The following is an 18,140-nucleotide window of genomic DNA, read 5'->3' as shown; positions in this document are numbered from 1 at the left end:
AGTTATTTTTTTATACGTTTTAGCGCTTCTTGAAAATTTTGGAAAGCTTCATCATATGAAAAGCTTCCTGAACTAGGGTGCTTCACATAACACCATTCAATCCCATTAATTTCAGGAAGTTGGTCCCATAATTGGGTACCTAAAACAATGATTAATTGTGGTTTCAATTCTTGAACTACATTTAAAAATGGGCGTTTTGCTGCATTCCACATTTCTGTTGTGGGTGATATCCTTCCTGTAGCTCCAACAATATCTTGTATATAGTTATAAAAAACAACATGTTCCCATGCAGCTTTTCTTTCATCATCACTTGGCGCTATTTTAGATAAACGTAATAAGTTAGTTAAAAGCGTAAAAAATCTATTTCCTGTTGAATAGGCATTTTCATTTATAACATCTCTTGTAAATTCGAGATATTGATCTTCGTAATCACCATAATGAGATAATCCTAAGATCATAACTCTCACTTCATAGATACTATTGTTATATTTACGACCAATAAAAGGTAAAAATTTAGTCATATACTTTTCCTCAAACGTATTACTAACCTATTAAAAAGGGGTTAAATTACGGTCATAGGGGGATCGTAAACGATAAAATGTAGTACTATGTCTAATTTTATTTAGCATGATCACGAGTTTGATATTGTCAAAATCAGATGTACTAGTAAATTAGATGATATGTTATACGTTCCCCCCCACCCCTTTAAATTTCTCAATAAAATCTACAACTTTTTGAAATACAGTTTGCTTTTTAGTTTTGTATTGGGGATTAAGCGGACTGAGTTTGGGGAGTATCTCATTTAACGCGGTACCATTTTCAGTGGCATACTCGCGTCTTAATGAGGTACTGATATAACGTCGTGCAGCCGCGTCGTTTAAATTTTCCTCTTTGATTAACGCATCTGCTTCACGTTGTTGGGCTTGTTGTGCAAAGGTATAGAATGCTTCAATAATACTTGTTTTATCTGGTATATCATCAAAGTTCGTTTGTTCGATAAAATCAACGACTAATCCTTCTTTTGCTCGGTTGCCTAAACTGGCACGGATTAAACGTTTAACTTCCTCTTTGAGCGTTTCTTTGTCTGTATTGTTTTTGTTGTAGTCATAAATTAACCCTAAAATATAATCGAGGTTAATTTCTTGTGATTTCAGCAAATCCACTTCAAAGACAACATCATCCCAGTCAACGGTATTTTTGTCTTTAGCATTAGCGTCACGTTCGCGGCGTTGCCATTCACGGATATCATTATAACTCGAACGATAATCTTGGATCTTGCGATCTGTGGGTAAACGTATTATTTGAAGTTCATCAAATTTCTCATCATCCAAATAATGATCAGTTTTAAAGGCTTCTATTGCATCAGGATCATCAAGATTAATAGTTTGTAAGGCCTTTAATGAGGTAAATTCGTCGTAGTTTTGCAGAACACTTTCAGCACGTAAATATTCCCCAAACAGTTTAATGAAGGCTTTTTTCTCTTTTTCTAATTCAATATCAGCAGGGTTAGGGAAGCGGTTTTCTAATTCGCTTACAATATCCATAAAACCGCGTCGTGCTTCACCCGTTAGGCTGTCTGTAAAACCTTCCATATACTCGGTGTAGCTTTTTTCCATTACAACGCTTTTGGTATTACTTTTTCCAAACAGAGTAATCGCATCGACGGTAGCCTGCTCTAAATCACGAAAGGTGACAATATTACCAAAGGTCTTTGTGGCATTGTAAATTCGATTGGTACGAGAAAATGCCTGCATTAATCCGTGATAGCGTAGGTTTTTGTCTACAAATAAGGTATTGAGTGTTGGCGCATCAAAGCCGGTCAAAAACATGCCGACAACGATGAGTAAGTCAACCTCTTGTGCTTTAACTCGTTTTGCAAGATCTCGATAGTAGTTTTGAAAGCTATTTCCATCGGTGCTGAAGTTGGTTTTAAATTGAGCGTTATAATCCGCAATAGCTGACTCTAAAAATTCCCGTGAACTGCTGTTCATCGCAGTAACATCAAAACTCTCATCATTAATATCACCGATAGCATCTTGCTCCTCATTGGCAGCGAAAGAAAAGATGGTAGCCACTTTGAGTGGTTTATAATGATTATCTCGCTCAATAGCAGCCTGTTGAAGAAGTTTAAAAGTCTCATAATAGGCTTTTGCTGCATCGACGCTACTAACAGCAAACATGGCATTAAATCCCTTTGCTCCAGAAAAAGCTCGATGTGTTTTTTTACGAAAGTTTTTTAGGATGTAATGAGTAATTTCACTGATCCGCATAGGGTGAAGTAGAGCATGTTTGTTTTCGGCCGCACTGAGCTTTTTCTCGTCCGTTTCGGTTTCTATCAATTTAAACTGTGGACGAACATCATTGTAATCTACCTTAAACTTCAACACTTTTTCATCACGGATCGCATCGGTGATAATGTAAGAGTGTAATTCAGTACCGAAAACACTTGCCGTATCTTCTGCTCCTAAGGCATTTTTACCCGCAAAAATCGGTGTACCCGTGAAACCGAATTGGTAAAATCGTTTGAATTTCTTTTTCAGATTCTTTTGTGCTTCACCGAACTGACTACGGTGGCATTCATCAAAAATAAAAACAACTTGCTGGTGGTAGATAGGTAAATCTGTTTCACCTTTCATCAGGTTGTTCAGTTTCTGGATCGTCGTCACGATGATTTTATTATCATTCTTTTCCAGATTACGTTTCAGCCCCGCAGTACTATCAGAACCATTAACACTATCAGGGGAAAAACGCTGATATTCTTTCATTGTTTGATAATCAAGATCTTTACGATCAACCACGAAGAACACTTTATCAATGAAGTCGAGTTCGGTCGCCAATCGTGCTGCTTTAAAACTGGTCAGGGTTTTACCTGAACCCGTTGTATGCCAAATAAATCCACCACTATTTTTATTACTCCAACTTTTAGCTTGGTAGGCACTGTTAATTTTCCACAAAATTCGTTCAGCCGCTGCTATTTGATAAGGACGCATAATAAGCAGATTATTACTAATATCAAATACACTGTAATTGAATAAAATGTTTAATAATGTATTTTTTTGGAAAAAAGTCACCGTAAAGTCTTTGAGATCTTTAATTAGGGTGTTATCTGAGCGCGCCCAGTTCATAGTAAAATCAAAACTGTTTTTATCGCGTTTAGTGGTATTAGCAAAGTAGCGGGTATCTGTGCCATTTGAGATAATGAAAACTTGCAGATATTTAAACAGGGAATTATCGGAGTTAAAACTCTCTTTGCTGTAACGGTGTATCTGGTTAAATGCCTCTTTAATCGCTACGCCACGCTTTTTTAACTCAATTTGTACCAGTGGTAAACCGTTGACTAATATAGTGACATCATAACGATTGGCGTGTGAGCCTGTTTGCTCAAATTGCTGAATAACTTGCACCTTATTACTAAGCAGGTTTTTTTTATCAATAAGGTAGATATTTTCTAGTCGGCCATCATCAAAAGTAAAATCACAAATATAATCGATGTGGATCTTTCGTGTTTTATCGACAATCGTATCACTGGGATTATCGAGATATTGCTCGGTAAAGCGTCGCCATTCACTTTCTGTAAAAACAACATTATTCAGTGTTTGGAGTTGAACCCGAACATTTGCCAACATAGCCGATTGTGATGTTAAATCAGGCACAAACTCATAGCCTTGATTGCGTAAATCTTGGATCAATTCACGCTCTAACTCTGCCTCACTTTGATAGCGATCATTCGCATCCCATTCAGTGATGTATTTATCTAGCACAATAAAATTATTGGATTCGGCAATCGTTTTTGTTTGTTGCATCATACTGCTCCCTGCTTTCATTATTCTGTTTTTCGGTGAGCCAGTGATACTTGTACGGTATAGAGTATCAGGCGATTAAATAAATGGTCACCTTGTCAGCAAAATACGCTTACTAACAAGGGGGGATTATATTAGTTGGTTACGGGTTTTGGTTTGGGAAAGTTAAATAATAAATCCCGATAGTATTCGTATTGCTTCTGTCGTAGCTCAATTTCACGGGGTAAGCCTTCGGAGATTGAGTTTGTTAGAGCGTCGAATTTATCAAGGTACTTTACGATTTTTTGTTGTTTAACTAATGAAGGTAAAGGTATTTCTAGTTTGATAAGGTCAGATTTGTTAACAGCAGGTACACCGCCTTCTTTTTTTAAATCCAATAGCAAACAGCTTTTTGATTGGAGAAAATAGAAAAGGTACTTATTGAGTAGAACTCTATTATCGATTGATTGTAACTTGTAGCATAAAGGCCCTAACCAAAATGGTTTTCTTTGGTACCCTACATAGCCAATTCCTCCCTGACCTCGAGAAGGGGTTGTAACCGTATCTCCTTCACAATTGCTTTTTTTACTATATCCAGACCTAGATGTTCCAGCATTGATATAATCAAAATCTGTAAGGGTATTAATAAGTTCAGTTGGTTTTGAACCAGTGTTTATGTCAGTTATTTCTCCCAACATCTTCCATTCCACTTTTCCTTCATCAAAGCTCAACAACTGGTCACGATAGTAGTTATATTGTTTTTTACGTGTGGTAAGCTCAGCGGTAAGCTCAGCGGTAAGGGCGGTAAATTTATCCAAAATCCGCACGATTTCAGATTGAATTGCGAGGGATTTTTCTGGATTATTTGGGCAAGGAATGGGGATAAGTAATTTTGACATCAATGCATTTGAGCTTAGATTTGGTTGTGCTCCTCCTCCAGCAAGGATGTAGATTGATTTTGTATTTAATAATAAGAAATGGTATAAAAATTTCTTATTTAAAATGTTATCTTTTGGTATAAATTTCCCAACTCGTTGGTTAAGATAACATTTCTTTTCACTTTTATAGATCCCTACCTTTCCTGTCGTGGCGCCTGACATTGCAATTAATATATCCCCTATGGATACTTCAAAGGACGAGATATCTTCCTTGTAATCATTCGGTGAAAAGTATTTAACGTTATCTAAAATAACGTTAAATCCATCTATGTTTGTGATTCTAATTATTGGTAATCCAGCTTCTTTAAATAAGTTACTTTTAAATGCAAATCCATTTTTAAAATCACAAACATCGTCTAAAGGCTTCCACTCAACCTCAACCCCATCCAGCAGTTTTTCCAGATAGCTTAACTGATTCATTCCTGTACCTCACTACCTTCAATCTCCGCTACAATCGCATCAATATCTTTACGTAATTGATCAATTTTGCTAACTGTCGTTTTTAGCTCAGCATTAAGTGCAGCGATATCGATAACTTCACGTGTATTTTTGGCTTCCACATAGCTACTGACAGACAGGTTATAATTATTACTTGCGATAGTTTTATACTCGACAGACTTTGCCAAGTAGTCAGTATCTACTTTACTATCAAATATCTGAATGATTTTTTTGATATGCTCATCCGTTAGGATATTGTTATTGGTTTCTTTTTTAAATAACTCACTTGCGTCGATAAACTGTACATGGGTATCGGTTTTATGTTTTGACAGCACTAAAATATTCACCGCAATGGTGGTTCCAAAAAATAGATTTGGCGCTAATGAAATCACCGTTTCTACATAGTTGTTATCAACTAGGTATTGGCGAATTTTTTGCTCTGCACCGCCTCGGTAGAAAATCCCTGGGAAGCAGACGATAGCTGCTCGTCCTTTAGATGACAGATAATTTAGAGCATGAAGAACAAAAGCAAAATCGGCTTTTGATTTTGGTGCTAATACTCCTGCTGGTGCAAAGCGATCATCATTAATCAGTGTTGGGTCATCACTACCAATCCATTTCACCGAATACGGTGGATTAGAAACAATCGCATCAAATGGCTTATCATCCTTAAACTCAGGCGCTAGCAGAGTGTTACCTAGTTTTATATTAAATTTGTCATAGTTGATGTTGTGCAGAAACATGTTCATACGAGCAAGGTTAAATGTCGTATGGTTAATTTCCTGACCAAAAAAGCCGTCTTCGATAATGTGATTATCAAAATGCTTTTTTGCTTGAAGGAGGAGTGACCCAGAACCACAAGCCGGATCATAGATTTTATTGACACGTGTTTGGCCATGCATAGCCAATTGCGCTATTAGTTTTGAGACGTGCTGAGGTGTGAAGAACTCGCCACCTGACTTGCCCGCATTTGCGGCATAGTTAGAAATCAGAAATTCATAGGCATCACCGAATAAGTCTATTTGATGAGCATCGAAATCCCCTAACTTCAGGCCTTCTACCCCTTTTAAGACAGCGGCAAGGCGGCTGTTCTTATCTTTTACTGTGCTACCTAATCGGTTGCTGGTGGTATCAAAATCAGCAAACAAGCCTTTAATATCGGGTTCAGATGGGTAGCCTGATGCAGAGCTTTCAATTGCCACAAAAATACTGTTTAAATCTGCGTTTAGTCTGTCATTAGTATTTGCTGTTGCTGCTACATTGCAAAACAGTTGACTTGGGTAAATAAAATATCCCTTCGTTCTCACGGCATCTTCTTTGATATCGTCCGTGATAATATTGTCATCTAATTCTGCATACTTGATACTCTCATCACCAGCTTCAATATAGTTAGCAAAGTTTTCACTGATGAAACGGTAAAAAAGAGTCCCTAGAACGTATTGTTTAAAATCCCACCCATCAACAGAACCCCTGACATTATTAGCGATTTGCCAGATTTGGCGATGTAATTCAGCACGTTGTTGTTGACTTGTCATTTCTTATCCTGTTTAGATTTATTAATCGTATATTCTTGTATCAGTTAAATTAGTTAATTATCTATGCATTGAACAAATAACTAGTACCATTTTCAACTATAACGAGATCCACTTTCTAAGTTGCCTATTTATCTGGTGTACCAGTGGCATATAGCTAATTTTTGCAGTAGTACGGATTGGCTATTTTGGTCATGACAATACTGTAAATATACGGTTACTTACTGATTAATATGCCTAATCCTATTTTTTCTACTTAAATAATGATTATTCAGATAATACCATAAAGCGATAGATTAAGTTCAGTGTTCATTGATAAGTCAAGAAAGTATTTTTATAAGTTAGCTATAAGCGTGAATGAGATAAAAAGATCAGAAAAAACGACTACACTATTAAGATAACTTATGTTTTTTATTGAATTTGACAAAATAGGATGTCGTAATGAACAAAAAACTAAAATTGGTCTTAGGGTTAGGTTTATCACTACTATCTATAAATACTTATGCAGTAACTTGGGATGAATTGGAAGCGGTAAAGACGTCAGAGGGAGTCTCACCTTTTGAGGGGTGTAATGAATATATTATGTGCGAGCTTTTAGCAGAGAAAGGATGTTATAGCGTGGTAAAAACTCAGCTACCTAGAGATTGTGAATCAGGCGGGATTTGGGCTGTTAACGTTAAGAAGAAACAAGCTGTCTTTATGCCTAATATGACTAACTGTGATTTTGATATTGAAAAAAATGCCGTGGTTATTTATCCACAGCAAGGATATGCCAATATTTATCAAGGTAGCACGAATGCAACACCGAGTATCAGTGAAGTCGAGTTACCTTAATTAAAGAATGATCTTAATTGTATTTGTAACCCACTCGCTGTGATTTAAGCCAGTGGGTTACTGTTAACAGTTATTAATAATAATAGAAACGACAGATACCGTTATGCCTCATGATTAACATGATAAGCGTGATGGCAATGAAATAATTTAATTCAGAAATAAGCGAGGTAAGCGAAAAGAAAATAAGAAAGGCGTTAATTACTTTCTTGATTCTCTAATCTTCTTTTCTAACCATTTTTCTACTTCACATTTATACCAGCGTGAACTTCGCCCTAGTTTAATGGGCTCAGGAAATTCACCCTTTTGAATCAGTGCATAAAACCATTTATCGGTGAGTTTAGTAAATCGAGTAATAAATTTCATATCGATTAATTCACCGTCTAATAAAGAAGTGGGTTGTGTACTCATGATAATGCTCCTGTCTTTTATGGGAATGAAAAGGCAGAAGTCGTCTCTTAATTAAAGGAAGAGTATGACTTCTATATCATTACTCTTCCGTGTAAAAAAAGACTTTTAGCGGCTATAACCAATCGAACGATAAGCATCGTTATAGTCTTTTGTATGATGTTTAGCTAAGTATTTAACACGCGTTAAAAGGGAATCTACGTCTTGTTTAAAAGAAGGTGAGTTTCTATCTAAATAATATTTTCCGTGCTCTGTAAAATGAACTAAAGAAGCATTGGCAGGATAATTAATATTAAGTGCGCTACACCAAGCAGATTGAATAATAGAAGATAAGCTATTATCACTTTCATTATATCGACCTAATGTGTAATAGATGTCTTTATTCAGTAATAAAAGAAGGTGGTAATGTTTTTGTTTATTCCTTTCACCGTACTCTCTTACCCAAACATAATGTAATGGATTATTGAGTCGTCTACCCCAAGTTTTCTCTTTTCTTCTCGTATCACTGATTAGTTTTGCTTTGAATGATTCAATAAAGCGAGTCATCACTTTATTATTAGATGGAATATCATTAGAGGAATAAGGAAAACGAAGATCAACACGAATAGCAATAATACGCGATAATGAATTTATCGCATCATTAATTACATTGTGAATGATTGTGAGGTAAGACGAATTATAACTTTCGTCAGGGTAGTTAATAAGCATGATATTTATCCTTGATAATGGGTTTATTCATATCAATGGATAGAATGTTTATTTTTAACTTTATGACTTATTGTGAATGGTTTAATTGAACCGTTATTGGTGAGTTAACATGAATGCTTAATATATTACTGAGAGAATGCTTAGTGATGACTTATTTATCTTTATCACAGAGAGAGGTATATCAGTAAAGTCGTTATATAAGTAAAGTGAATATGTAACAAAGATAATCATGTAACAATCTTAGGTATATTACTATACCAACAAAGGGGAGTTTATCCTCAGCCTTTGTTGAGAAAAAACAGGCTTTCTACACCCTCTTTTTTTGAGTTTTCTTCTCCCTTTTTTACTCTGATATTAGTTTTAATAGCCATCACCTATTTTTCCTTGTTTTTTCTGAGTAAAGTGATAATTTGTGTTTTTTAAAATGATAACTATTGTGTTTTTATAGATAACATTTATGTTTAAAATGATAAGGTTTATATGATGATTTTAAAGGAAATGAGAGAGGATTTTTACTTTGCTTTACCTGATAAAAAAGATGCTTATATTGAAGTTAAGGTTGATAAGGCGTTGATAGAAAAAATAGAAAGATTAATGCAGGATTATTGTTTCTTTATTGAGGCGGAGTATCAATATAAGTATGTTTTTACATCCATATTAGGATATTTATACAAATATTATCTCAATGATTATGACTATGATATTCCCAGAAAAATTTTAAATTCTTTACATGAACAAATCTATAAAAAGGCATTACTCTATAGAAAGATAAAAAATTATCATAATAAATTGATAAAAATAAATAAAAAAAGATACACAATTTGTGTCTCTTTAGGAATGGATGAAATAAGTCATAATGAATCTTACGCTACTTTTGCAAAAGAATATAAAAAAGTATTATCTCGTTTTTTTAATAATCTTCGGTCTCATGCGTTTTATCAAGATTTTGTGATTGGCTATTTTTGGGTTTTACTCAAGAAAAAATCGAATAATTGTTGCTATGCTCATGTGAATTTTTATTTAAAGGATTGTTATTTTAACCAAAAGCTAGTAAGGGAAATAAATGGTATTTGGAGAAAGGTGATTAAATCAGAAAATAGAACAGGTGAGGTTTTATATTTCACAATGAAAGAAAATATTAACCCAGCTGAACAATATGAAAGTATGGGGGATAGCACCACAAGAAGAAAGATAAAAAAGAAATATGAAAAAGTGGTTTCTATTGCATCCATGAAAAATGATAAAACTCTTATTGTTTATCCTGATTTTAATGAAGGTAATGAAAATTATGAATATTATTTCAATAATGATAATAAAAAAGAATTTTTTGAAAATTACCTTATATCGTTAGCAAAAAAATCTTTTTATATACCGAATTTTAGAGGCTATGGTATGGCATCAGTAGAAATGGCAAAAAATAAGCTAAAAAAAGATAAAGAAAAGAATAAATCAAAAAAATCTTAGATATATATTAATCATTTGAAGCCAAACAAAAGGCTTTATCATTGAAGCGACACACCCTGTCGTTTCAGTCATTTTTATTTGTCGAAAATAATCATTTTCTCTGTCATATCCTGTCAGGTGGGTGTTTTATAGTAATGCCATCTTATATTTAATGAGGTATACCAAGATGGCAACTTATCGTATTGATGCAGATTTATCCTTTATTGGGCAATGCAGTAATGAAGACTTATCGTTATTATTATCGGTATTAACTCATGATGTTAAAGACGGTGAAAAACGTTGGTCTGAAACCTTAACAAGCACGCCTGAATATCAACTCTTCTACCCTAACCACCAAAAATATTGGCCCGCTATTTGTGCTGAATTACAAACCTATGGTGCCAACAGTTTAGTGAGTTTATTTCGGGGTAATAAAGGCGTGCTGTATCGTGAAATATTAACGGACGTCTGTGATAAGTTGGCGGTGAATTACGCTAAAAACAGTGAAACAGAAACCATTGAATTAAATTTCTTATTAAAAGTCTTTGAAAAAAGCTTAGACAACATGACACAGGAGGAATTAAAAAAATTAGCTCAAGAATTACAATTAAATCTCACCAATCCTACCCCACAACTGGTGTTAATTGCCATGCAGGCCGCCATTAGAACATCTGGTTTTGCGGCCTTAGAGCTTGCGACCTTATCCGCTATCAGTGTGATTAATGCCTTAGGCGGTGTAGCGACCTTTGGCACGCTGTTTATGGCTCAACGCGCGCTGTCGTTTATTGCCGGACCTATTGGTCTCGCGCTGAGTTCGGCTTGGCTACTGTCTGATATCGCAGGCCCCGCCTATCGTGTCACGGTGCCGGCTTGCATTATTGTGGCTTATTTACGCCAAAAACACCTTTCTCACGACTAACGTCATTTTTCGCTTGTTGGCTTTAACGGAATAACGTCTATGTCATTGTCTCAACATCGTCATGACCGTTTAGCGCAACGGTTAGCCTTTATTATTACGCAGTTGTTTAAAGGCGAAACGTTGTCGCTGACGGCATTGGCACACGAGTTTAATGTGTCAGTGCGGACTTTACAGCGTGACTTTAATGAACGATTAATTTATCTCGACTTGGAATACAAAGACGGCTGTTATAGGTTAGCAAAATCACAACGTCTTTTTAGAACCGATAAAGACATTCTGCAATTTGCGTCCATGACAAGCATGGTGCCGTTCTTTCCCTCTCTCGATAGAAAGCTTATTTCGGTGTTATTAGACACCGAAGAAGCTCCGCCTTATCTGATTTATCACGAGGCACCTCAACATTCGCCCTCACTGTTTGGCGCATTTGCCGTATTGACGCAAGCCATTATTGATAAACGCTGTATTCAATTTTTGTATCGCGATACGACCGTGAAAGGGATTGCGCCTTATAAGCTGATTTACTTTGATGGCTATTGGTATTTTTGTGGTGCCAAAGAGAAAGCGATACAGGTTTTCTACATGAAAGAGATGAGTGATGTGTTTGTCACTCAACGTACTTTTATTAAACAAAAGGAGATAGAACACTTAATACAACAACCGCAATTTATTACCGCATTACCTCACTTTCACTATATCAAGGCACTGACTTCGCCTACTCGGTCGAGTGAACAATAAGGAGTTTTAGGATGTTTTCATTTAATCGCGGTGTCGCAAGTTTATTGGGTACCGCCACGACACTTTATCTCGCCTATCAAGCCCAAGCACGCTGTAGGGCAAGTCTGTTACACGATGATGTCTCCATTCCCTTACAACGCGCGGTGCGACTGCTGATGGCCTTTATAACGGTGGTCATTATCGGTGGAATATCTGACGCCATGATAAAAGCGACCTTTTCTTCTTTATAAGTAATACCTAAGTAATACGTACTTTTTATTATTGTATGAATAATTTGACTCATTAAGGAGTTTATGATGTTTAAGAAAATCGGTTTATTGATGTTGGGTGCTATGATTATTCCTACCGCAAGTGCCCTTTATTTACCCGGTGAAGTTCAACCTGACCGTTATACCTATTATTTAACGCCAGAATTTGCTCAAAAATTAAAAGTGGAGAATGATAAACGGGAAGGGAAATGGCGATTGGGCTTACCGGCAGGACAATTAGTCTCAGAAACCAATTGGCAGCAATCGGAGAATAAACCTGCCCCAAAAGCGATGACTTGTATCAGCAGTATTTACTTTAATACGGGGGCACAAGAGAATTGGTTAAAAGTGGCGTGTTTAGATAACCAAGGTCTTGAGTACAGCACGTCACGTCAATGGCCCGCTAAGTCCATCGCCACTAAAGTGTGTAAAGTGGGTGAACCACGCTGTGAGTCATTTTTAACCTTACAATCGGATACCTGGTCTGGCCCTCAATGAGTCAATATAGGTTGATAGCGTTATTAACATCAACACGTTTCCCTTTTATACGCCACTCACATTGAGTGGCTTTTTTTGAGGTTTTTCTATGTCGTTATGTCGATGGGTTGCCCAAGCCAGTGGGGCACTCGTGGTTTTAGCGTCCGCCTACTGTGCCCAAAAAGCGGTGGATGAAGCGTTACAGCAACGCCCTGAACTCAGTGATGATAGCCGTCAAACAGCCCGTTTGGGTGCGGCGTTTACGTGTGCCGTTATCGTCGGCAGTGTGGTGGATAAAAGCATACAAGCGCTTTTTAAACCCTAACTATCGCGATGGGCCGTTGGTTTTACTCACTCCCTCCTGATTTGCCTTCATTAACATTTTAATCCCGATTAACGAGGCTCATCACGCCTCGTTTTTTTATGCCCTCAACAAGGAAATTTATCATGTCTTCAATTGAACAAATTATTTCTAAAGAAGTTTCGTTACGCCATCGTGATAATTTTTGGTTTAAGCACTTCGGTGCTATTCCACAATGGTTAAAAATAGAATCTGTTATCTTTCATACCCTCGACCAATTATGCCCTGACTATCACGGCGGTTTTTGGTCGTTCTGTACGTTATCAAATCAAGGCGCTTACCTTTACCCTGATTTGCCTGAAGAGAAACTGCTATTAATCAATCCGCATAACGGGCATGAAGCACAGGTTTCGCCTCACGCGATGGGCATTGTCGTGTGCTTATTAGTTTTCAGCTTGTGGTCATTTAAAACAGAAAGTGAGGTAATGTGTGAACGTTTTTATCAACTACGGGAGTTTGCTTCACAACACCCTGAAGCGGACGCCATTTTCTACTTGATTGATTAATCTATTTTACGCATTTTACGCTTTCCTCTCGCCTCTATATTCATCTCGTTTTTCTTATCTCCGCCTGCATTACTTCACTGTATTTAACGTATTTATCTAACCCAATATATTATTTAAGGAATTGATGATGAGTCGATTAGCCTCACGCTTTGGGCGTGCCAACAGTATTCGTCGTGACCGCCCACTTACAATTGAAGAACTATTTTGTACTGTACCTAGTGTCTTCTCTGAAGAAAAACATGAATCACGTAGTGACCGTTATACCTATATCCCAACCATTACTTTACTGGATAGTTTACAAAAAGAAGGGTTTTATCCTTTCTTCGCTTGTCAAACACGAGTGAGAGACAGCAGTCGAAAGATGCACACCAAACACATGCTTCGCCTGAGACGCCATGACCAAATTACAGGTAGTCAAGTGCCAGAAATTATCTTACTTAATAGCCATGATGGCTCAAGCAGTTATCAAATGTTGCCGGGCTTATTTAGAGCAGTATGTCAAAATGGGCTAGTGTGTGGAGATACTTTTGGTGAAGTGCGTGTACCGCACAAAGGTGATGTTGTTGGCAAAGTGATTGAAGGGGCTTATGAAATACTAGAAACGTTTGATGCTGTCGCTGAAAAGCGAGAACAGATGCAATCTCTTCTATTACCACCACCAGCACAACAAGCTTTGGCTCAAGCAGCTTTAACGTATCGCTTTGGTGAAGAACATCAACCGATTACCGAGGAACAGGTTTTACAGCCTCGCCGATGGGAAGATAAGAAAGATGATCTCTGGACAGTGTACCAACGCTTGCAGGAGAATTTAATCAAAGGAGGATTATCGGGCAGAAATGCCAAAGGTAAACGGGCTCGTACTCGTTCAGTGAATGGCATTGATGGGGATATTAAATTGAATAAAGCACTGTGGGTAATGACAGAAAAGATGCATGAATGTTTTTCTCGTATAGATAAGGTATAACGATATCAGCATATTACAACGGAAAAGTAATATGCTGATATACCATTTAGATATGAATGATGGATTATCTAACTAATTAATTTTTATTGTTTAAAGACTTGTTCTTGATGCCAATTGATAAATGTATCATTGGGATATTCTAAGGGGTTTTTAGGCAAGTATATTAGTTTATTTGCAAACTGCCAAAATAGTTGCTCTACCATTTGGCTGCCATTAACTCCATTAGAAACGAGTAATTTCATACTATCATCAATACTGATAGCTCCCATATCAAATGCAGAATGGTGTAATGCACACAATGCAATTCCATTATCCGTAGTACATGGCCCCCCAAATTGTTTCCATTTAATATGAGCTGCTTCTAAGCCAATGACAGCACTATCATAACGTAGGTTATAGCCGCATATAGCACATTGATAATTGTAGGCCCGAAGAATATTTTTTCTAAATGCAGGGTCACGGTTTTTGCGAATTTCTTGTAGAGGGAAATCGAGACGGTTAGCTATGATATCTTGAACATTTTCAGGAAAATGCTTACTTAAAATTTGTTGCGCCAATTTATCGATTAGGCTTGGCTTATGTAGAAGGAGTTGATAGCTTTCTTGATTAAATCCACCTAACACATTTTGCTTGATGAGCTCATTTTTTGATGGCTGTTTATTATTTTTTTGTAAGGACCATTCTTCGTGCGATTCTAAATCCCAAAATCCATCACGTGCTAATCGCCAAAAGGGCATATTAGGGTAATGCTCTCTGCGAGATGGGCCAAAACTAACAAGTAGCTCTAATAGCTGTTGATGAATCTCATTTCCATAATTAAATAGTCGATCATGTCCTTTTCGGTACTCTGAAAGTGTTAATAGGAGTAATAACGGTTTATGAGGAGCTCTTTGATCGCCTTTACGCCATATTGAGATATTAGAAACTTTATGTTGTAGTGTTTTTTGAGTACACATAGTGATTTTTACTTATCTTGCCATTCACTTAATATAGTTATTGCCTATAAAAATCAGATGATTATTAATACATTATTCATTGATTAAATGCAAAAGGGGATTAAATGATTTTAGGGATCAATAGTTGCTTATAACCAATTTCCATTTTTTCTATGAAATCAGTACTAATTTCAGGAAATCCTGATATTAGCATTTCTTTTTCTTTTATTTTAAATAGGTTATATAAATAGCTGTCAGAAATGAGCTCAACATGCACTGAAGGAAAAGGTCTATTTTTTATGATCTTTTTGTTCAGCTCATTATCATCGATCATATTGTACTGATCGCCAGTTATATCGATCACAATATCGTCGATTTCTAGCCAATAATGGCTTATTTCCTCATTCTTGCCTGTTGCTGCGGAGATACCTTTTAGTTCTAGGTTTGGCCATTTTTTTAGAAAATGGTATGCTAAAAGCATTGAAGAAAGCTTACAGCTCATAATAGGAAAACAATCTATTACGAGTTCCGTATTTGATTTATCACAGTTGTTAAGTAGTTCTCGAAATTTTAATGCTTCTTTTCTGAGCTCGTTTATCGTTTTCATGGTTTCGACTTATTAGCATGTTTTAGGCTGATAAAGTATAAACCAAATATTGTCCTAATTTTTATATCTATCAATGCAATGTTTTCAATATGGGTACATTTGTGGGGATAAAAATAAAAACTAAAAATATATTATTTAAATTTCATGTTGTTAGTGTTGTTCTGCGAGTCCGGCCTTCGCACCAAAAAATTAGACGCTAAGAGCGTCTTTTTTATATTTAAAATTCATAATTTATCAAGGTATTACCTGTTTTTTATCTTCCAATATACACTCAATTGTATCAAGCCAAAGAAGAACAGAAAAAGGATTTAATACATTCGACAAGCTTCTCTGTGATGGCTTTGCGATCAATAATAGGTGATCAGAAGGACATAGCTGTCAAATTTTTAAAAGTTTTCAAGATAATATCTCTATTGCAATTGGTAAATGTAGTTGGGTTGAACTGAAAATTTACGTTATTCTTGTATCTATTAAAAGCATAGATAAAACAGGAAGTTTTGATATTGCGACACAATTATAACAATACGTGACAGCTATTGTGCGCAATACAACACAGAGAAGCTTAATTGATTATAACTCTACTTATAATATAACTAGCCAATTCATACTACTCAGTTAGTGAGTAATACAAACCCACCTGTGATTATGAAAACTTATCAAAGAGAATAAATTCACTTTTTTCTATTATTGTTTAATGCGTATCGAATTAAGATAATAAATGGTTATGAAGGAAATATAGAACGTATTACTTATGCAAAGTATAAAAAAATTACGTTCTTATTCTAAAAATAAGTATTTATCAGATATTCTATTTTTGGTGTTTATTTTTATAACATCAAGATAATGAACTTTATTTAATAAAACTAGATTGTTTTAAGTGAAATTTAATATATTAGGTTGGGTTATGTATATTCATGTTAATTGTGAATAAAATGTGTTTTCGCTACTTATTTTTAACAGTTAATATTCTGTTATCTGAAAAAAGAGATTACAAATAGCTAGGCAATGATACTTAATTTAATCATGCGTAAAAATATTACCATACAATTATGTTGGTGTTCTGTTTTAGATAGGCCAAAAAGAGCTTGATAATGAAATTTATTAGACAATAATTCTAAAATTATTTTTTTGATTTAAATCGTTATCTGGATTAGTGATATTAAATGTAATTATTGATATATATCCACCACGTATTTTGTTTATTATTTGTTTCAAATTTGTTTGTGAAATTAAATATGTGTGTGTTTTACGTGTTTTGCGTGTAATTTTACTGTTTCTTATTGAATATCAATGACCAAGAATAGTCTTAATTTCTGGTAAATAATATCGTTTTTAATCCTAATACGAGTATTAATAAATTAATCTTCCGTTCATATAAGGATTATCGCAATTTGTTTTTTAGTTTATTACACTTATCATTGGTCGTTTTTTGATGTTATTTGATCTTTTATCTCTATATTCGATTAAAAATCATTACTATTTTTTATTTAATCTTAAGTTCTTTTACAAATTGAAAAGAAATATTTCAAGTTATAGTATGTGTGTAACGAAATTTGGTGGAGTAATTAAAAATATAAATTAATTATTCCATTAATAATATCTAGGTAATTAGATTAAAGATTTTAAATATCTTTATCTAATAAAGATAATCTCTACTATTTTAAAAATGACGTTTGTCAGATATTAACTTACTTTTGAGGTATACATAATGACATTTAAGAAATTAAGCATCGTTGGCGCTGCTGTTGCATTATCTTTAGCATCTTTCGGTTCTATTGCTGATAATAATGGCGTAGTTAACTTCGTTGGTTCAGTTGTTGATTCTCCATGTAACATCGCTGACGAAAGTTTAAATCAAACAGTTAAATTTGGTGAGATTTCTCGTGTGTTCTTAGAGCAAGGTAATGAAAGAGAAAGAGCATTCACTATTAAATTAGAACAATGTAACTTCGACAAATTCAAAAAAGACGAAAATGGCGACTGGTTACCTGTTAAAACTATGAAAATCCAATTTGACGGACGTTCATATGCAGATGCAACAAATACACTATTAGCAACTGACAGAACTAAAGCTAACAACGTTGGTATCGCTATCGATACTTACAAATTTGGCGAAGCTACTGATATCTTAGCTAAAATGCGTAACAAACAAGGTACTAACGTACTTGAATTCACTGCTTTAGCTAAAGCTGTTGATGCATCTAAAGAAGTTAAAGAAGGCGAATTCTCTGCTATCGCTGACTTCCGTATTTCATACGAATAATGCACCAATATATGTATAGGGGATTTTCCCCTATACATATTTAAATAA

General features: G+C 35.3%; 18 protein-coding genes. 10 read left to right on the top strand and 8 right to left on the bottom strand.

The features are described 5' to 3' along the window. Positions 1 to 2: 2 nt before the first annotated feature. From GTK47_RS00440 to GTK47_RS00425, 4 genes are all read right to left on the bottom strand, one after another. Positions 3 to 521 (bottom strand): hypothetical protein, encoded by a 519-nt coding sequence (locus tag GTK47_RS00440; protein WP_165121802.1) that lies wholly within the window; start codon positions 519 to 521, stop codon positions 3 to 5. Between the two features lie 162 nt (positions 522 to 683). Next, entirely contained in the window at positions 684 to 3,806 is a 3,123-nt protein-coding gene (locus GTK47_RS00435; protein WP_165121801.1) for a type I restriction endonuclease subunit R, read from the bottom strand. Between the two features lie 128 nt (positions 3,807 to 3,934). Beyond that, on the bottom strand, positions 3,935 to 5,137 hold the full coding sequence (locus tag GTK47_RS00430; protein ID WP_165121800.1) for a restriction endonuclease subunit S: 1,203 nt from the start codon (positions 5,135 to 5,137) through the stop codon (positions 3,935 to 3,937). After that, positions 5,134 to 6,690, bottom strand: coding sequence for a type I restriction-modification system subunit M (locus GTK47_RS00425; protein WP_165121799.1), 1,557 nt, complete (start codon positions 6,688 to 6,690; stop codon positions 5,134 to 5,136). Before GTK47_RS00425 ends, GTK47_RS00430 begins: the two co-directional genes overlap by 4 nt. Positions 6,691 to 7,128: 438 nt before the next feature. On the opposite strand from GTK47_RS00425, the gene GTK47_RS00420 reads away from it, so the two are divergent. After that, the gene (locus GTK47_RS00420) at positions 7,129 to 7,521 is read left to right on the top strand and encodes a hypothetical protein (RefSeq protein WP_165121798.1); all 393 of its coding nucleotides are present in this window, start codon (positions 7,129 to 7,131) and stop codon (positions 7,519 to 7,521) included. A gap of 198 nt (positions 7,522 to 7,719) precedes the next feature. Here the strand turns inward: GTK47_RS00420 and GTK47_RS00415 are convergent, their stop codons facing one another. Both GTK47_RS00415 and GTK47_RS00410 read right to left on the bottom strand, forming a co-directional pair. Then, positions 7,720 to 7,929, bottom strand: a complete 210-nt coding sequence (locus GTK47_RS00415) for an AlpA family phage regulatory protein (protein WP_165121797.1) — start codon at positions 7,927 to 7,929, stop codon at positions 7,720 to 7,722. 105 nt (positions 7,930 to 8,034) lie between these two features. Next, positions 8,035 to 8,634 carry an inovirus Gp2 family protein gene (locus tag GTK47_RS00410; RefSeq protein WP_165121796.1) on the bottom strand — a complete coding sequence of 200 codons (600 nt, stop codon included), beginning with the start codon at positions 8,632 to 8,634 and terminating at the stop codon, positions 8,035 to 8,037. Positions 8,635 to 9,114: 480 nt separating this feature from the next. Between GTK47_RS00410 and GTK47_RS00405 the strand changes: the two genes are divergently transcribed. The 8 genes from GTK47_RS00405 to GTK47_RS00370 all read left to right on the top strand — a co-directional run bounded on the left by GTK47_RS00405 (position 9,115) and on the right by GTK47_RS00370 (position 14,287). Continuing rightward, positions 9,115 to 10,098: a hypothetical protein gene (locus GTK47_RS00405; protein WP_165121795.1), complete on the top strand. Its 984-nt coding sequence runs from the start codon at positions 9,115 to 9,117 to the stop codon at positions 10,096 to 10,098. Positions 10,099 to 10,264: 166 nt separating this feature from the next. Beyond that, positions 10,265 to 10,996, top strand: coding sequence for a DUF3944 domain-containing protein (locus GTK47_RS00400; RefSeq protein WP_165121794.1), 732 nt, complete (start codon positions 10,265 to 10,267; stop codon positions 10,994 to 10,996). A 39-nt stretch (positions 10,997 to 11,035) separates the two neighbouring features. After that, the gene (locus GTK47_RS00395; protein WP_165121793.1) at positions 11,036 to 11,731 is read left to right on the top strand and encodes a WYL domain-containing protein; all 696 of its coding nucleotides are present in this window, start codon (positions 11,036 to 11,038) and stop codon (positions 11,729 to 11,731) included. An 11-nt stretch (positions 11,732 to 11,742) separates the two neighbouring features. Further along, entirely contained in the window at positions 11,743 to 11,961 is a 219-nt protein-coding gene (locus GTK47_RS00390; protein ID WP_165121792.1) for a hypothetical protein, read from the top strand. Between the two features lie 63 nt (positions 11,962 to 12,024). Beyond that, positions 12,025 to 12,477, top strand: a complete 453-nt coding sequence (locus GTK47_RS00385; RefSeq protein ID WP_241256053.1) for a hypothetical protein — start codon at positions 12,025 to 12,027, stop codon at positions 12,475 to 12,477. Positions 12,478 to 12,565: 88 nt separating this feature from the next. Then, entirely contained in the window at positions 12,566 to 12,781 is a 216-nt protein-coding gene (locus GTK47_RS00380) for a hypothetical protein (RefSeq protein WP_109407369.1), read from the top strand. 122 nt (positions 12,782 to 12,903) lie between these two features. After that, positions 12,904 to 13,323, top strand: a complete 420-nt coding sequence (locus GTK47_RS00375) for an antirestriction protein (RefSeq protein ID WP_165121791.1) — start codon at positions 12,904 to 12,906, stop codon at positions 13,321 to 13,323. A gap of 127 nt (positions 13,324 to 13,450) precedes the next feature. Then, positions 13,451 to 14,287 carry a DUF932 domain-containing protein gene (locus GTK47_RS00370; RefSeq protein WP_165126406.1) on the top strand — a complete coding sequence of 279 codons (837 nt, stop codon included), beginning with the start codon at positions 13,451 to 13,453 and terminating at the stop codon, positions 14,285 to 14,287. An 83-nt stretch (positions 14,288 to 14,370) separates the two neighbouring features. Here the strand turns inward: GTK47_RS00370 and GTK47_RS00365 are convergent, their stop codons facing one another. Together GTK47_RS00365 and GTK47_RS00360 are read right to left on the bottom strand one after the other, a co-directional pair. Then, positions 14,371 to 15,243 carry a phosphorothioated DNA-binding restriction endonuclease gene (locus tag GTK47_RS00365; RefSeq protein ID WP_165121790.1) on the bottom strand — a complete coding sequence of 291 codons (873 nt, stop codon included), beginning with the start codon at positions 15,241 to 15,243 and terminating at the stop codon, positions 14,371 to 14,373. Positions 15,244 to 15,343: 100 nt separating this feature from the next. Further along, on the bottom strand, positions 15,344 to 15,829 hold the full coding sequence (locus tag GTK47_RS00360) for a hypothetical protein (protein ID WP_165121789.1): 486 nt from the start codon (positions 15,827 to 15,829) through the stop codon (positions 15,344 to 15,346). A gap of 1,708 nt (positions 15,830 to 17,537) precedes the next feature. On the opposite strand from GTK47_RS00360, the gene GTK47_RS00355 reads away from it, so the two are divergent. Further along, on the top strand, positions 17,538 to 18,092 hold the full coding sequence (locus tag GTK47_RS00355; RefSeq protein WP_072069535.1) for a fimbrial protein: 555 nt from the start codon (positions 17,538 to 17,540) through the stop codon (positions 18,090 to 18,092). Positions 18,093 to 18,140 lie beyond the last annotated feature (48 nt).

It is taken from the genome of Proteus sp. ZN5 (genome assembly GCF_011046025.1).
Classification (GTDB): domain Bacteria; phylum Pseudomonadota; class Gammaproteobacteria; order Enterobacterales; family Enterobacteriaceae; genus Proteus.
The sequence above is the reverse complement of the archived record's forward strand: the minus strand, read 5'-3'. Positions and strand labels throughout refer to the sequence as shown.

Excerpts from the sequence above, each read along its gene's own strand:
- GTK47_RS00365 (WP_165121790.1), bottom strand. The coding sequence starts at position 15,243 with ATGTGTACTCAAAAAACACTACAACATAAAGTTTCTAATATCTCAATA.
- GTK47_RS00360 (WP_165121789.1), bottom strand. The coding sequence starts at position 15,829 with ATGAAAACGATAAACGAGCTCAGAAAAGAAGCATTAAAATTTCGAGAA.
- GTK47_RS00420 (WP_165121798.1), top strand. The coding sequence starts at position 7,129 with ATGAACAAAAAACTAAAATTGGTCTTAGGGTTAGGTTTATCACTACTA.
- GTK47_RS00425 (WP_165121799.1), bottom strand. The coding sequence starts at position 6,690 with ATGACAAGTCAACAACAACGTGCTGAATTACATCGCCAAATCTGGCAA.
- GTK47_RS00435 (WP_165121801.1), bottom strand. The coding sequence starts at position 3,806 with ATGATGCAACAAACAAAAACGATTGCCGAATCCAATAATTTTATTGTG.
- GTK47_RS00405 (WP_165121795.1), top strand. The coding sequence starts at position 9,115 with ATGATGATTTTAAAGGAAATGAGAGAGGATTTTTACTTTGCTTTACCT.
- GTK47_RS00380 (WP_109407369.1), top strand. The coding sequence starts at position 12,566 with ATGTCGTTATGTCGATGGGTTGCCCAAGCCAGTGGGGCACTCGTGGTT.
- GTK47_RS00390 (WP_165121792.1), top strand. The coding sequence starts at position 11,743 with ATGTTTTCATTTAATCGCGGTGTCGCAAGTTTATTGGGTACCGCCACG.
- GTK47_RS00375 (WP_165121791.1), top strand. The coding sequence starts at position 12,904 with ATGTCTTCAATTGAACAAATTATTTCTAAAGAAGTTTCGTTACGCCAT.
- GTK47_RS00440 (WP_165121802.1), bottom strand. The coding sequence starts at position 521 with ATGACTAAATTTTTACCTTTTATTGGTCGTAAATATAACAATAGTATC.
- GTK47_RS00430 (WP_165121800.1), bottom strand. The coding sequence starts at position 5,137 with ATGAATCAGTTAAGCTATCTGGAAAAACTGCTGGATGGGGTTGAGGTT.
- GTK47_RS00410 (WP_165121796.1), bottom strand. The coding sequence starts at position 8,634 with ATGCTTATTAACTACCCTGACGAAAGTTATAATTCGTCTTACCTCACA.
- GTK47_RS00400 (WP_165121794.1), top strand. The coding sequence starts at position 10,265 with ATGGCAACTTATCGTATTGATGCAGATTTATCCTTTATTGGGCAATGC.
- GTK47_RS00385 (WP_241256053.1), top strand. The coding sequence starts at position 12,025 with ATGATGTTTAAGAAAATCGGTTTATTGATGTTGGGTGCTATGATTATT.
- GTK47_RS00370 (WP_165126406.1), top strand. The coding sequence starts at position 13,451 with ATGAGTCGATTAGCCTCACGCTTTGGGCGTGCCAACAGTATTCGTCGT.
- GTK47_RS00395 (WP_165121793.1), top strand. The coding sequence starts at position 11,036 with ATGTCATTGTCTCAACATCGTCATGACCGTTTAGCGCAACGGTTAGCC.
- GTK47_RS00355 (WP_072069535.1), top strand. The coding sequence starts at position 17,538 with ATGACATTTAAGAAATTAAGCATCGTTGGCGCTGCTGTTGCATTATCT.
- GTK47_RS00415 (WP_165121797.1), bottom strand. The coding sequence starts at position 7,929 with ATGAGTACACAACCCACTTCTTTATTAGACGGTGAATTAATCGATATG.